The organism is Streptomyces sp. BR123 (assembly GCF_013401435.1).
Lineage (GTDB): Bacteria > Actinomycetota > Actinomycetes > Streptomycetales > Streptomycetaceae > Streptomyces.
Map to the genome: position 1 here is coordinate 39,420 of NZ_JACBGN010000002.1, position 15,961 is coordinate 55,380.

Consider the following 15,961-nt stretch of genomic DNA (forward strand, 5'->3'; position numbering starts at 1 on the left):
GAGTCGTCAAGGTCGTCGGAGCGGTCACGGCCGTTCCGTGCCGGTCGTGGTGGTGGTCAGGACAGGCCGAGTTCGTCGTCGAGGAGGTCGAAGAGCTCGTCGGCCGTGGCGTCCTGGATGTCCCGCTCGTCGGCGGCGCTGTCCGGTGCACTGTGCGTGTCATTCCACTTCGCCAGGAGGTCTCGCAGCCGGGCGGTGATGCCGGCGCGGTCGGCGTCGTCGGGGGCGACCGCCGAGAGGAGGGCTTCGAGCTTGTCGAGTTCGGTGTGGACGGACGGGCGGCCGCCGCGGTCGCCGCCCCGGCCGATGCGCTCCCCGATGTACGCGGCGAGGGCCGCCGGTGACGGGTAGTCGAAGATCAGCGTGACGGGCAGTCGCAGCCCGGAGGCGGCGGTGAGCCGGTTGCGGAGGTCGACGGCGGTGAGGGAGTCGAAGCCGAGGTCGAGGAAGCCGCGGGCGGCGTCGACGTCGTCGGCCGTGCCGTGGCCGAGTACCGCGGCGACCTGGCCGCGGACCAGCTCGTCGAGCGCCTGCTGCCGTTCGGCGGCCGGCAGGGCCGCCAGCCGCTCCGTCAGGGAGCCGGCCGGTTCGGCGGCGGGCCGGGCGGCGGCCCGGGCCGCGGGGGCGGCGGCCCGGCGCGCGGGGGTGCGGACGAGTCCGCGCAGCAGCGGCGGCAGGGTGCCGTCGGCGGCCTGGGCGCGCAGGACGGCCGGTTCGAGGTGCATCGGGACGAGGACGGCGTCGTCCAGGGTGCGGGAGGTGTCGAAGAGGGCCAGGCCCTCCTCGGGGGCGAGCCCGGTGACACCGGCGCGGGCCATGCGCGTCAGGTCGGCCTCGTCGAGGGCACCGGCCATGCCGTCCGCGGTGGCCCACAGACCCCAGGCGAGGGAGCTCGCGGCCAGGCCGCGGGCGGTCCGGTGCTGGGCGAGGGCGTCCAGGAAGGCGTTGGCGGCGGCGTAGTTGCCCTGGCCGGGGGCGCCGAAGGAGCCGGCGACCGAGGAGAACAGGACGAACGCGGAGAGCCGGTGGCCCTCGGTCAGCTCGTGCAGGTTCCAGGCCGCGTCGACCTTGGGCCGCAGGACCGTGTCGAGGCGCTCGGGGGTGAGCGAGTCGATGATGCCGTCGTCCAGGACGCCGGCCGTGTGGACGACCGCGGTCAGCGGCCGCTCGGCCGGTACGGCGGCCAGGACGGCGGCCAGGGCCTCCCGGTCGGCGGCGTCGCACGCCGCCCACGTCACCGCGGCGCCGAGCGCGGTCAGCTCGCCGGTGAGATCGGCCGCGCCGGGTGCCGCGTGGCCGCGGCGGCTGAGCAGCAGCAGGTTCCGTACGCCGTGGGCTTCCGCGAGGTGGCGGGCGAAGAGCCGGCCGAGGGTGCCGGTGGCGCCGGTGACGAGGACCGTGCCGGCGGTGTCGAGCGCGGGCCGGACCGGGTCCGGCGCGGCAGCGGTGTCGGCGTTGGTGCCGGCGTCGGTATCGGTATCGGTGCGTGCGATGCGGCGGAGGCGGAAGGCGTACGCCTCGCCCGCCCGCAGGGCGAGCTGCGGCTCGTCCCCGGCGAGGGCGGCGGCCAGGGCGCCGAGGGAGGCGTCGGTGCCGTCGGTGTCGGCGAGGACGAAGCGGCCGGGGTTCTCCGACTGCGCCGACCGCACCAGGCCCCACACCGGGGCGTGGGCCAGGTCGGTGACGTGGTCGCCCGGTACGGCGGCCACCGTGCCGCGGGTGAGCAGGACCAGCCGGGAGGCGTCGAGCCGCTCCTCGGCCAGCCACTCCTGCACCAGGGCGAGCGCGTGGTGCGCGGCCGTCCGGGCGGCGGTGGCCCGGCCGGCGGCGGTGGCGGTGCCGTACAGCGGGACGATCACGACGTCCGGTGCGGGGGCGCCCGCGGCGAGCTGCTCGCGCAGGGCGGCGAGGTTCGGGTGGGCGTCGAGCGGTGCGCCGCCGATACGGAGATCCGCCCGGTCCTCGCCGAGTACGGCCCAGCGTTCACCGGCCGGGACCGGGCCGGCGGTCAGCGGCAGCCTGGTCCATTCGACGCCGAACAGGGACTCGTGGTGTGCGGTCCGGTCGGCACCGCCGAGTGCGTCCGCGGAGACGGGCCGCAGGATCAGCGAGTCGACGGAGGCCACCGGGGCGCCGGTGGTGTCGGCGACGTCGAGGGCCAGGCCGCCGGACGCGCCGGGGGTGATCCGGACCCGCAGGGCGGCCGCGCCGGCTGCGTACAGCCGGACGCCGGTCCAGGCGAACGGCAGCCGGGCCCCTTCTGCGGGCTCCGTACCGCTGTCGGAGCTGTCGGTGCTGCCGGGGGCGCCGAGGCCGATGGCCTGGAGGGCCGCGTCGAGAAGGGCGGGGTGCATGCCGTAGCCGGCGGCGTCGTTCTCGTACGCCTCGTCGAGCGCGACCTCGGCGAACAGTTCGCCGTCGCGCCGCCAGGCGGCGCGCAGCCCCTGGAACACCGGCCCGTAGCCGAGGCCGGCCGCGGCCGCGGCCGGGTAGAAGCCGTCGGTGGGGACCGGTTCGGCGCCGGCCGGCGGCCACTCGGCCAGGTCGACGGCACGCTGCGGGGCGGCCGGGGTGAGCACGCCGGTGGCGTGCCGGGTCCACGGCTCCTCCGCCGGGGCGTCGGCCGGCCGCGCGTGGAGGGCCAGGGTGCGGCGGCCCGCCTCGTCGGCGGCGTCGACGGCGAGCTGGAGCTGCACGGCCCCTTGGTCGGCGAGGGTGAGCGGAGCCTCGATGGCCAGCTCGTCGAGGGTGTCGCAGCCGACTTCGGCGCCGGCGCGCAGGGCGAGTTCGACGAAGGCGGTGCCGGGCAGCACGACGGTGTCCATGACCGTGTGGTCGGCCAGCCAGGGGTGGGTGGTCAGGGCCAGGCGTCCGGTGAGGACCAGGCCGTCGGAGGCGGGCAGCGGGACGGCGGCGCCGAGCAGCGGGTGGTCGGGGATGTCGAGGCCGGCGGCCAGCACGTCCTCGACGGACACGCCCACGTCGAGCCAGTAGCGCTTGCGCTGGAAGGGGTACGTCGGCAGGTCGACGGTGCGGGCGCCGGTGCCGGCGAAGTACGCCGGCCAGTCGACGGAGACGCCGTGGACGTGGGCCCGGGCGAGGGCCGAGGTGAGCGCCTCGCCCTCGGGACGGTCCTTGCGCAGCACGGGCACGCACAGGGCGGCGGGCTCGGTGCTGTCGTCGGCCAGGCAGTCCTGGGCGAGCGCGGAGAGGGTGCCGTCGGGGCCGAGTTCGACGTACGCCGTCACCCCGGCCGCCTCCAGGGCGCGGATGCCGTCGGAGAAGCGGACGGCCTCGCGGACGTGCCGGACCCAGAAGTCGGCGGAGGCCATCTCGTCGGTGACGAGGGCGCCGGTGAGGAGGGAGACGACGGGGATGCGCGGGGCCCCGTAGACGAGGCCCTCGGCGACCTTGCGGAAGTCGGCCAGCATGCCGTCCATGTGCGGGGAGTGGAAGGCGTGGCTGACGATCAGCCGCTTGGTCTTGCGGCCCTGCGCCTCGAAGGTGTCCGCGATGGCGGTTGCTGCGTCCTCGTCGCCGGCGACGACCACCGACTGCGGGCCGTTGACGGCGGCGATGCTCACCCGGTCGGTCATCAGCGGCAGGACCTCGTCCTCGGCCGCCTGTACGGCGATCATCACGCCGCCGGCCGGGAGCGCCTGCATCAGCCGGCCTCGGGCGGCGACCAGTTCGGCGGCGTCCTGGAGGGACAGGACCCCGGCGACGTGCGCGGCGGTGATCTCGCCGATGGAGTGGCCGGCGAGGACGTCGGGGCGCAGGCCCCAGCCGTCCAGCAGCCGGAACAGGGCCACCTCGACGGCGAACAGCGCCGGCTGGGTGTACCCGGTCCGGTCCAGGAGGGCGGCGTCGGATCCGAACAGCACGTCCTTCAGGTGGAGTTCGAGGTGCCGGTCGAGCTCGGCGCACACCTCGTCCAGGGCGTCCGCGAAGGCGGGGTGGGCGTCGTACAGCTCACGCCCCATGCCGAGGCGCTGGCTTCCCTGTCCGGTGAACAGGAAGGCCGTCTGGTTCTCGCGGGCGGTCCCCCGGACCAGTCCGGGGGTGTCCTCGCCGCGGGCCAGTGCGTCCAGGCCGCGGAGCAGCCCGTCGCGGTCCGTGGCGACGAGCGCGGCGCGCTGCTCCAGGGCGGAGCGGCCGGCCGCCAGGGACAGGGCGAGGTCGGCGGTGCGCAGGCCGGTGTCGGTGTGGAGGCGGGTGTGGAGGCGGCGGGCCTGGGCACGCAGGGCGTCCTCGCCGCGGGCGGACAGGACCACGGGCGGGAACGCCGCCGGGGCGGCCTCCCCACCCTGCTCCGTTTCCCCACCCTGCTCCGTGTCCGCATCCTGCACCGGCTCGGCGGCCGGCTGCTGCTCCGCGGCCGGCTGCGGGGCCTCCTCGATGATGGCGTGGGCGTTGGTGCCGCCTATGCCGAAGGAGGAGACACCGGCGCGCCGCGGGCGGCCGGTCTCGGGCCAGGCGACCTGCTCGGTGATCAGGGACACGGCGCCCGCCGACCAGTCGACGTGCGGGGTCGGCTCGTCCACGTGCAGGGTCTTCGGGACCACACCGTGGCGCATCGCCATGACCATCTTGATGACGCCGGCCACACCGGCGGCGGCCTGGGTGTGCCCGAGGTTGGACTTCACGGAGCCGAGCAGCAGCGGCCGGTCGTCGCTGTGTTCGCGGCCGTAGGTGGCGAGGAGGGCCTGGGCCTCGATCGGGTCGCCGAGGGTGGTGCCCGTGCCGTGGGCCTCGACCACGTCGACCTCGGCGGCCGTCAGGCGGGCACTGGCGAGGGCCTGACGGATGACGCGCTGCTGCGAGGGGCCGTTGGGGGCGGTGAGACCGTTGCTGGCGCCGTCCTGGTTCACGGCGGAGCCGCGGAGCACGGCCAGCACCTGGTGGCCGTTGCGGCGGGCGTCGGAGAGCCGCTCCAGCAGGAGCATGCCCGCGCCCTCGCCCCAGCCGGTGCCGTCGGCGGCGGCCGCGAAGGACTTGCAGCGGCCGTCGGCGGCGAGGCCGCGCTGGCGGCTGAACTCGATGAAGGTGCCCGGTGTGAACATCACGGTGACACCGCCGGCCAGGGCCAGCGCGCATTCGCCGCTGCGCAGGGCCTGCGCCGCGAGGTGCAGGGCGACCAGCGAGGAGGAGCAGGCGGTGTCGACGGTGACGGCCGGGCCCTCCAGCCCGAAGGTGTAGGCGACACGGCCGGAGACGATGCTGCTGGAGCTGCCGGTGCCGAGGTAGCCCTCGACTCCGTCCGGCACGGCGTGCAGGCGGGCGCCGTAGTCGTGGTACATGACGCCGGCGAAGACGCCCGTACGGGTGCCGCGCACCGAGGACGGGGCGATGCCGGCCCGTTCGAAGACCTCCCAGGTGGTCTCCAGGAGGAGCCGCTGCTGCGGGTCCATGGCGAGGGCCTCGCGCGGGGAGATCCCGAAGAAGGCGGCGTCGAACTCGGCGGCGTCGTGCAGGAAGCCGCCCTCGCGGGCGTACGAGGTGCCGGGGTGCTCGGGGTCGGGGTGGTAGAGGGCCTCGGTGTCCCAGCCGCGGTTCTCGGGGAGGCGGGTGATGCCGTCCTCGCCGGCGGCCAGCAGCTCCCACAGCTCCTCGGGGGTCCGGACGTCACCCGGGTAGCGGCAGCTCATCGCGACGATCGCGATGGGCTCGTCGTCGGCCGCGGCCACCGTGTCCGCGGGGGCCGCGGACCCGGCGGCGCCGGTGCCGGTGCCGGTGCCCGGCTCGGTGTCGCCGATCAGCTCGGTGCGCAGGTGGCGGGCCAGGACGGTCGGGTCCGGGTAGTCGAAGATGAGGGTGGCGGGCAGGCGCAGGGCGGTGGCCGCGTTCAGCCGGTTGCGGAGCTCCACGGCGGTGAGCGAGTCGAAGCCCAGCTCCTTGAAGGCCCGCCCCGACTCGACGGCTGCCGGGCCGGCGTGGCCGAGCACTGCCGCGACCTGCGTACGGACCAGGTCCAGCAGGGCGCGGTCCTGCTCGGCGGCGGTCATCCCGGCCAGCCGGGCCCGCAGCTCGGATTCGCCGCCGGCGGCGACGGCCGCGGCAGCCGCGGACCGGCGCGCAACGCCCCGTACGAGGCCGCGGAGCAGCGGGGCGATGGTGCCCGCGGCGGCCTGCGGGCGCAGGGCGTCGGTGTCCACGCGCATCAGGGCCACGGCCGCCTCGTCGAGGGAGACGGCGGTGTCGAACAGCTCCAGGCCGTCGGCGGCCGTGAGCGGGGGCAGTCCGGCCCGGCGCATCCGGTTGACGTCGGCGGCGTCCAGGGAGCCCGCCATGCCGTCGGCGACGGACCACAGGCCCCAGGCGAGCGCGGCGGCCGGAAGGCCCCTCGCCCGGCGGTGCTGGGCGAGGGAGTCGAGGAAGGAGTTGGCCGCGGCGTAGTTGCCCTGGCCTGGGCCGCCGAACAGGCCGGAGGTGGAGGAGAAGAGCACGAACGCGGACAGCTCGGGGGCCAGGTCCCGGGTCAGCTCGTGCAGGTTCCAGGCCGCGTCCACCTTGGGGCGCAGCACCGCCGACAGCCGGTCGGGCGTCAGCGAGGAGAGGATGCCGTCGTCGAGGACGCCGGCGGTGTGGACGACCGCGGTGAGCGGGTGCTCGGCCGGGATGCCGGCGAGCAGGGCGGCCAGGGCGTCCCGGTCGGCGACGTCACAGGCCGCCCAGGTGGCGGTGGCGCCCGACTCGGCCAGCTCGGCGGTCAGTTCGGCCGCACCGGGCGCGTCGGCGCCGCGCCGGCCGACGAGCAGCAGGCGGCGTACCCCGTGGGCGGTGGCCAGGTGGCGGGCGATCAGCCCGCCCAGCGCGCCGGTGGCTCCGGTGATCAGGACCGTGCCGTCCGGGCCGAAGGCCGGGGCACGGTCATCGGCGCCGTCCTGCTCCTGCACCTGCTGCTGCTCCCCGGTTTCGACGCGGGCGAGACGCGGGACGAGCACGACGCCTTCGCGCACCGCGAACCGCTCCTCGTCGGAGCCGAGGGCGGCCCGCAGCGCGTACGCGCCACCGGTCTCCGCGTCGGTGTCGACGTCGGCGTCGACGAGGGCGATCCGGCCCGGGTTCTCGGTCTGCGCCGAGCGCAGCAGGCCCCAGACGGTGGCGGCGGCGAGGTCGGTCACGTCCTCGCGGGGTGCTGCGGCGACCGCGCCGCGGGTGACGCAGACCAGCCGGGCGGCGGCGAACCGCTCGTCCGCGAGCCACTCCTGGGCGAGGGCGAGGGCGTCGTGTGCCGCCGTGTGCACGGCCTCGGCGGTGAGGGGCTCGGGCGTCGGCGCGAGGACGTGGAACACCTCGTCCGGTACGGGTGCCCCCGCCTCGACCGCGGCGGCCAGTGCCGCCAGGTCCGCGTACTGTTCGGCGTCCGCGGGGCACACCGGGTGCGCTGCGCCGAGGACGGCGTACCGGGCCGTGGGGGCCGGGTCCGGGGCGGCGAGGCCGGTGGGTTCGGTCCACTGCTGGCGGAACACGGACTCGTGGTAGGCGGTACGGGCGGCGCGCAGCTGGTCGGCGGTGACCGGGCGCAGGCCGAGCGACTCGACGAGCGCGACCGGGGCGCCGGTGGCGTCGGCGATCTCCAGCCGGACGCTTTCGGCGCCGGCCGGGGTGAGGCGGACGCGCAGTGCGCCCGCCCCGCCCGCGTACAACGAGACCCCGCTCCAGGCGAAGGGCAGTCGGCCCCGGCCGTCGTCGGCGCCGATGCCGTCGAGGCCGATGGCGTGCAGGGCGGCGTCGAGCAGCGCGGGGTGCAGGCCGAACCGTCCGGCCTGGTCCTCGGTGCCCTCGGGCAGCCGGACCTCGGCGTACACGGCGCCGTCCAGCTGCCAGGCGGTGCGCAGGCCGCGGAAGACAGGGCCGTAGGCGAAGCCGATGGCGTCGAGCGCCTCGTAGCGGCCGTCGAGCGGCAGCTCGGCGGCGCCGGCCGGGGGCCAGGCGGTCAGGTCGAAGTCGGCGGAGGGGCGGGCGGCCTCGGCGAGGAAACCGGTGGCGTGCCGGGTCCAGGGCTCCTCGGCGGCCAGGCCATCGGCCCGCGAGTGCAGGGCGCACGGCCGTCGACCGGCCGCATCGGCGGCTCCGACCCAGACGCGCAGCCGGACGCCGCCGCGCTCGGGCAGCACCAGGGGCGCTTCGAGGGTCAGCTCCTCCAGGTGGTCGCAGCCGAGCTGGTCGCCGGCGCGGGTCGCGAGCTCCACGAAGGCGGTGCCGGGCAGCAGGACGCTGCCGAGGATGGCGTGATCGGCCAGCCAGGGGTGGGTGGAGAGGGCGAGGCGCCCGGCGAAGACCATGCCGTCGGAGTCGGGGAGTGCGACGCCGGCGGTGAGCAGCGGGTGGGCGGTGTCGTCGAGGCCGATCGCCTCGACGTCGCCGAGGTAGAGCGCGGAGGAGACCGCGGGCCAGTAGCGCTGCCGCTGGAAGGGGTAGGTGGGCAGGCCGACGCGTCGGGCGCCGGTGCCGACGGCGGCGAAGTACGCCTGCCAGTCGACGCGGATGCCGTGGACGTGGGCCCGGGCGAGGGCGGCGGCGAGCGCCTCGGCCTCGTCGCGGCCCTTGCGGAGCACGGGTATGAAGACGGCGTCCTCGGTCACGCACTCCTGGGCGAGGGCGGACAGCACCCCGTCCGGCCCGAGCTCGACGTACGCGGTCACACCGGCCGCCTCCAGGGCGCGTACGCCGTCGAGGAAGCGGACGGCTTCCCGGACGTGCCGCACCCAGAACTCGGCGGAGCCCATCTCGTCGGTGACCGGGGCACCGGTCAGGTTCGACACGACCGGGACGCGCGGGGCCTCGTACGTGAGGCCTTCGGCCACCCGGCGGAAGGCGTCGAGCATGTCGTCCATGTGCGGCGAGTGGAAGGCGTGGCTGACGGTCAGCCGCTTGGTCTTGCGGCCCTGCGCCTCGAAACCGGACGCGACGGCGACCGCCGCGTCCTCGTCACCGGCGATGACCACCGACTGCGGGCCGTTGACGGCGGCGATGCTGATCCGCTCCTCGGTCAGCAGCGGGAGGACCTCTTCTTCCGATGCCTGCACCGCGATCATCACGCCGCCGGCGGGCAGTTCCTGCATCAGCCGGCCGCGGGCCGCGACCAGGGCACACGCGTCGTCCAGGGAGAACACGCCGGCCACATGGGCGGCGGCGATCTCGCCGATGGAGTGCCCGGCCACGAAGTCCGGCTTCAGGCCCCACGACTCGACCAGCCGGTACAGCGCGACCTCGACGGCGAACAGGGCCGGCTGGGTGAACTCGGTCCGGTCCAGCAGCCCGGCGTCCGACCCGAACAGGAGGTTCTTCAGGGGGAGTTCGAGGTGGGCGTCCATGCGGGCGCAGATCGCGTCCAGCGCGTCCGCGAACACCGGGTGGGTGTCGTACAGCTCGCGCCCCATGCCGAGGCGCTGGCTGCCCTGCCCGGTGAACAGGAAGGCGGTCTTGCCCGCGACCGGCGTGCCCTCGACGAGGGCGGCGGCCGAGCCGCCCTCCGCCAGCGTTTCCAGTGCGGCGAGCAGCGAGTCGCGGTCCGCGGCGACCACGGCGGCGCGGTGCTCGAACGCGGACCGGCCGACGGCCAGGGAGAGGCCGAGGTCGGCGGGGCGCAGTTCGGGGTGCCGGACGGCGTGGGTGTGCAGCCCGCGGGCCTGGTCGCGCAGAGCGTCCCGGGTCCGGGCCGACAGGACCCACGGCAGCGGTACGTCGGCCGGTGCGGGGGCCGGTACGTCAGCCGGCTCAGGGGCCGGTCCGGCCGCCGGTACGGCGTCCGGGGCCTGCTCGACGATGGTGTGGGCGTTGGTGCCGCTGATGCCGAAGGAGGAGATGCCGGCCCGGCGCGGGCGGCCGGTCTCGGGCCAGTCCACGGCTTCGGTCAGCAGGGTGACGTCGCCCGCCGTCCAGTCGACGTGCGGGGTGGGCTCGTCCACGTGCAGGGTCTGCGGCAGCACGCCGTGCTGCATGGCGAGGACCATCTTCATCACGCCGGCCACGCCGGCCGCGGCCTGGGTGTGCCCGAGGTTCGACTTGATGGAGCCGAGGAGCAGGGGCTGCCCTTCGGGGCGGTCCTGGCCGTAGGTTGCGAGCAGGGCCTGGGCCTCGATGGGGTCGCCGAGCCGGGTGCCCGTGCCGTGGGCCTCGACGGCGTCCACGTCGGTGGCGGACAGGCCGGCGCCGGCCAGGGCCTGGCGGATGACGCGCTGCTGCGAGGGCCCGTTCGGGGCGGTGAGGCCGTTGCTGGCGCCGTCCTGGTTGACGGCCGAGCCGCGGACCAGGGCGAGGACCGGGTGGCCGTTGCGGCGGGCGTCGGACAGCCGCTCGACGAGGAGCATGCCGAGGCCTTCGCCCCAGCCGGTGCCGTCGGCCGCGGCCGCGAAGGCCTTGATCCGGCCGTCGGCGGCGAGGCCGCGCTGGCGGCTGAAGTCGATGAAGGAGGCGGGCGTGGACATGACGGTCACACCGCCCGCCAGGGCCATGGTGCACTCGCCGGCCCGAAGCGCCTGGATCGCCCAGTGCAGGGCGACCAGCGAGGACGAGCAGGCGGTGTCGACGGTGACGGCCGGGCCCTCCAGGCCCAGGACGTAGCTGACGCGTCCGGAGACGACGCTCGCCGCGTTGCCGGTGCCGAGGAAGCCCTCGGTGCCGTCGGGGGCGGCGAGGATGACGTCGAGGTAGTCCTGGCCGTTGGTGCCGGTGAAGACGCCGATCCGCTCGCCGCGCACGGTGGCGGGGTCGATACCGGCCCGTTCGAAGACCTCCCACGAGGTTTCCAGGAGGAGCCGCTGCTGCGGGTCCATGGCGAGGGCCTCGCGCGGGGAGATCCCGAAGAAGGCGGGGTCGAACCCGGTGGCGTCGGCGAGGAAGCCGCCCTCGCGGACGTAGGTGGTGTTCTCGGTGAGGGACTCCGGGTCGTACAGCCCCTCCAGGTCCCAGCCGCGGTCGGCGGGGAAGCCGGAGATCGCGTCGCGGCCGCCCACGAGCAGTTCCCACAGCTGCTCGGGGGTGTCCACCCCGCCGGGGAAGCGGCAGCTCATGGCGACGATGGCAATGGGGTCGTCGTCGGTGGCGGCGACGGGGCCGTGCGCCGCGTCGGCGACGGCCCCGTCCGGGTACGCGCCGCCGAGGAGTTCGCCCTGCAGGAAGGCGGCCAGGGCGAGGGAGTTGGGGTAGTCGAAGATCAGGGTGGCGGGCAGGCGCAGGCCGGTCCGGGCGGTGAGGAGGTTGCGGATCTCGACGGCGGTGAGGGAGTCGAAGCCGAGGTCGCGGAAGGCGATGGCCGGGTCGACGGAGGCCGGGCCCGGGTAGCCGAGGACGGCGGCGATCTGGGTGCGGACGAACTCCAGGGCTAGCGCGTCGCGTTCGCCGGCCGGGGCCCGGTCGAGCTGCCGGGCGAGGGAGTCCGCCGGGGCGTCTGCCGCCCCGGCGTCCGGGGCGCCGGCCGAGGCCAGGGCGTGTACGGCCTCGGGGAGGTCGGTGATCAGCGGGCAGGGGCGTACGGCGGTGAGGCCGGGTGCCAGCCGGTCCCAGTCGATGTCCGCGACGACGGACGCGGTCTCGTCGAGGGAGAGCGCCGTGTGCAGTGCCGACAGGGCGAGTTCGGGGGCGAGCGCCGGGAGTCCGGCGGCCCGCAGACGGTCGGCGACGGCCTCGTCGGTGGCCATGCCGCCCTCGGCCCAGGCACCCCAGGAGATGACGGTGGCGGGCAGGCCCTCGGCGCGGCGCTGTTCGGCGAGGGCGTCCAGGGAGGCGTTGGCGGCGGCGTAGTTGGCCTGTCCGGCGGCGCCGAAGGCGGCGGCGACGGAGGAGAACAGGACGAACGCGGACAGGTCCAGGTCGCGGGTCAGCTCGTGCAGGACGTCGGCCGCGTGCGCCTTGGGGCGGAGGACTCCGGCCAGGCGGCGCGGGGTCTGGGCGTCGAGGACACCGTCGTCGAGGACACCGGCGGCGTGGACGACGGTGGTCAGCGGCAGGTCGGCCGGAATGCCGGCGAGCAGCTCGGCGACGGCGTCGCGGTCGGCGGCGTCGCAGGCCGCGAGGGTGACCCGGGCGCCCAGGTCGCGGAGTCCGGCGGCGAGTTCGGCCGCGCCGTCGGCCTCGGGGCCGCGCCGGCTGACGAGGAGCAGGTGCTCGGCGCCGTTGCGGGCGAGCCAGCGGGCCACGTGGCCGCCGAGGGCGCCGGTGCCGCCGGTGATCAGGGCGGTGCCGGAGGCGGTCCACTCGGTGGCGGGATCCTGCTCCCGGGGGGCGCGGACCAGCCTGCGGGCGAAGACGCCGGTGGAGCGGACGGCGAGGTGGTCCTCGGTGCCGATGCCGCCCAGGACGTCCGCGAGACGGGCGGCGGAGCGCTCGTCGGGGGCCGGGGGCAGGTCGACGAGGCCGCCCCAGCGGGCGGGGAGTTCGAGCGCGGCGGTGCGTCCGAAGCCCCAGACGGCGGCCTGGGCGGTTCCGGTGAGGCGGTCGGAGCGGCCGGTGGACACCGCCCCCTGGGTGGCGGCCCAGAGCGGGGCGTCGACGTCGGCGTCGCCGAGGGCCTGGACGAGGGCGAGGGTGGCGGCGAGGCCGGCGGTCAGGGCCGGGTCCTCGGGATGCGGCTGCTCGTCGAGGGCGAGCAGGGAGAGCACTCCGGCGGGGGTGTCCGTCCCGGCCGGGGTCTCACGGATCCGGTGGGCGAGGGCGGCCCGGTCGTCGGCCGTCGTGTCGACGGTGAGAGTGCTGACGGTGACGCCGCGGGCTGCCAGGGCTCCGGCGGCGGCGACGGCCCAGGGGGCGTCGGCGTGGCCGGCGGGCACGGCGAGGAGCCAGTGGCCGGCCGGGGGCGCGGGCTCGGTGTCGGTGAGCGGCTTCCAGGTGATCCGGTAGCGCCAGCCGCCGACGGTGTCGCGGTCGCGGTGGCGGCGGTGCCAGGCGGAGAGGGCGGGCAGCACACTGCTGAGCGGCTCGTCTCCGGCGACGCCGAGGGTGTCGGCGAGCGCGGCGAGGTCCTCGCTGTCGACGGCCTCCCAGAACCGGGCGTCGGTGGCGCCGAGTTCGCGGCCGTCGGCAGGTTCGGTGAAGTCGGTGAAGGGGTCGCGGGGCCAGTACAGCTCGCGCTGGAAGGCGTACGTGGGCAGCTCGACGCGACGGGTGCCGGTGCCCGCGAAGCGGGCGGCCCAGTCGGGGGAGAGCCCGCGGACGTGGGCGCCCGCGACGGCGGCGGCGAGGGTCCGGGCCTCGGGGCGGTCGGCGCGCAGGGCGGGCAGGAAGGCGGCGGCGCGGGGGCCGGTGGCGGTCTGGCAGTCCTGGCCGAGGGCGGAGAGGACGCCTCCGGGGCCGAGTTCGACGTACGCGGTGACGCCGCGGCTCTCCAGCCAGCGGACGGCGTCGAGGAAGCGGACGGCCTCGCGGACGTGCCGCACCCAGAAGCCGGCAGAGGCCATGTCGCCGCCGGCGAGGGCGCCGGTCAGGCAGGACACGACGGGGATGCGCGGCACCTCGTACGCGATCCCCTCCGCCACCCGGCGGAAGGCGTCGAGCATGCCGTCCATGTGCGGCGAGTGGAAGGCGTGGCTGACCGTCAGGCGCTTGGTCTTGCGGCCCTGTGCCTCGAAACCGGACGCGAGGGCGGCGGCCGCGTCCTCGTCGCCGGCGACTACGACCGACCGGGGGCCGTTGACGGCGGCGATGCCGACGCGGTCGGTGAGGAGCGGGAGGACCTCGTCCTCCGACGCCTCGACCGCGATCATCGCACCGCCGGCGGGCAGTTCCTGCATCAGCCGGCCGCGGGCTGCGACCAGCGTGCACGCGTCGTCCAGGGAGAACACGCCGGCCACATGGGCGGCGGCGATCTCGCCGATGGAGTGCCCGGCCAGGAAGTCGGGGCGCAGACCCCAGCTCTCCACGAGCCGGTACAGCGCGACCTCGACCGCGAACAGCGCGGGCTGGGTGTGGCCGGTGCGGTTCAGCAGCTCTGCGTCCGTCCCGAACAGCACTTCCTTCAGCGGAAGTTCGAGGAGCGGGTCGAGCCGCTCGCACACCGCGTCCAGCGCGGCGGCGAAGACCGGGTGGGTGTCGTACAGTTCCCGGCCCATCCCCAGCCGCTGGCTGCCCTGTCCGGTGAACAGGAACGCCAGTTTGCCTTCCGTGGCGCTCCCTTCGACCACGTCGGCCGACGGCCGGCCCTCGGCGAGGGCGGCGAGCCCGGCGAGGAGTCCGTCGCGGTCGTCCGCGATGACCGCGGCACGGCGGTCGAGGGCGGCGCGGGTGAGCGCCTGCGCGGAGGCGACGTCGCCGATACGGAGCCCGGGCCGATCGGTGAGGTGGGCGTGGAGGGCTGCCGCCTGGGCGCGCAGAGCGGCCTGGGTCTTGCCGGACAGGACGACGGGCCAGACGGCAGGCTCGGCGGTCGGCTCGGCGGTCGGCTCGGCGGCCGCGGGCAGGCCGTCGGCGGCCTGTTCCTCCGCTGCGGGCTCGTCGCCGCTCTCCAGGATGACGTGGGCGTTGGTGCCGCTCATGCCGAAGGACGAGACGCCGATCCGGCGGGGCCCGTCGTGCCGCGGCCAGGGCCGTGCCTCGGTGAGCAGGGCCACCTCGCCCGCCGTCCAGTCGACGTGCGGGGTGGGCTCGGACACGTGCAGGGTGCGCGGCAGCACGCCGTGCCGCATCGCCATGACGCTCTTGATGACGCCGGCGACGCCGGCGGCGGCCTGTGCGTGGCCGATGTTGGTCTTCAGCGAGCCGAGCCACAGCGGGCGGCCGTCGGGCCGGTCCTGGCCGTACGTGGCGATGATCGCCTGGGCTTCGATGGGGTCGCCGAGTCCGGTTCCCGTACCGTGCGCCTCGACGGCGTCGACCTGGTCGGGGGTGAGCCGGGCGTTGGACAGCGCCTGGAGGATGACCCGCTGCTGGGAGGGCCCGTTGGGGGCGGTCAGGCCGTTGCTGGCGCCGTCCTGGTTGACGGCGGTGCCGCGGATGACGGCGAGGACGTGGTGGCCCTTGCGGCGGGCGTCGGAGAGCCGCTCGACGAGGAGGATGCCGACGCCTTCGGCGAGGCTGAAGCCGTCGGCGTCCGGCGAGAACGCCTTGCAGCGGCCGTCGACGGCGAGGCCGCGCTGCTTGCTGTAGTCGATGAAGGTGCCGGGCGCCGCCATCAGGGTGGCGCCGCCGGCGAGGGCGAGCGAGCATTCGCCGTTGCGCAGCGCCTGCACGGCCAGGTGCAGGGCGACGAGGGAGGAGGAGCAGGCCGTGTCGACGGTGACGGCCGGGCCTTCGAGGCCGAAGGTGTACGACAGGCGGCCCGAGGCGACGCTCGCCGCGTTGCCGGTGCCGAGGTAGCCCTCCACGTTCTCCGATGAGCTCAGCAGCGCGGTCAGGTAGTCGTGGCTGCTGGTGCCGACGAACACGCCGACCTGCTTGCCGCGCATCGACGTCGGGTCGATGCCGGCGCGCTCGAACGCCTCCCACGAGGTTTCCAGGAGGAGCCGCTGCTGCGGGTCCATGGCGAGGGCCTCGCGGGGGGAGATCCCGAAGAGCGACGGGTCGAAGCGGGCGAAGTCCCGGACGAAGCCGCCCTGGTCCGCGTAGCTGGTGCCGGGGTTCTCGGGGTCCGGGTGGTAGACGGTGTCCATGTCCCAGCCGCGCTCGGCGGGGAACCCGGTGATGGCGTCGGCCTCGTCCACGACCAGCTGCCACAGGCCTTCGGGCGAGGTCGCGCCGCCCGGGTAGCGGCAGCCCATGCCGACGATGGCGATGGGGTCCTGGTTCTTCGCCTCGACGTCGCGGAGCCTCTGACGCGTCTGGTGCAGATCCGCTGTGACCAGCTTCAGGTAGTCCCGCAGCGTTTGTTCGTTCGCCATGTAACGCAACCACCCAATTTGCAGCAGACGGCATCGGAAAGACTGAGCGCAGAGCCGAGAATTGACATCGGAAATGCGGAGCTTCGCATAGCGAGCGAAGCGATTGCTCGGCGGCAGGCTATTTGCCGCTCAATCTCCCCGACAAC

General features: G+C 75.6%; 1 protein-coding gene. It reads right to left on the reverse strand.

The genetic code is table 11. The features are described from left to right. Nucleotides 1-56 precede the first annotated feature (56 nt). Nucleotides 57-15,815, reverse strand: coding sequence for a type I polyketide synthase (locus HYE82_RS00555; protein ID WP_179171877.1), 15,759 nt, complete (start codon nucleotides 15,813-15,815; stop codon nucleotides 57-59). Nucleotides 15,816-15,961: the final 146 nt, after the last annotated feature.

Excerpts from the sequence above, each read along its gene's own strand:
- HYE82_RS00555 (WP_179171877.1), bottom strand. The coding sequence starts at position 15,815 with ATGGCGAACGAACAAACGCTGCGGGACTACCTGAAGCTGGTCACAGCG.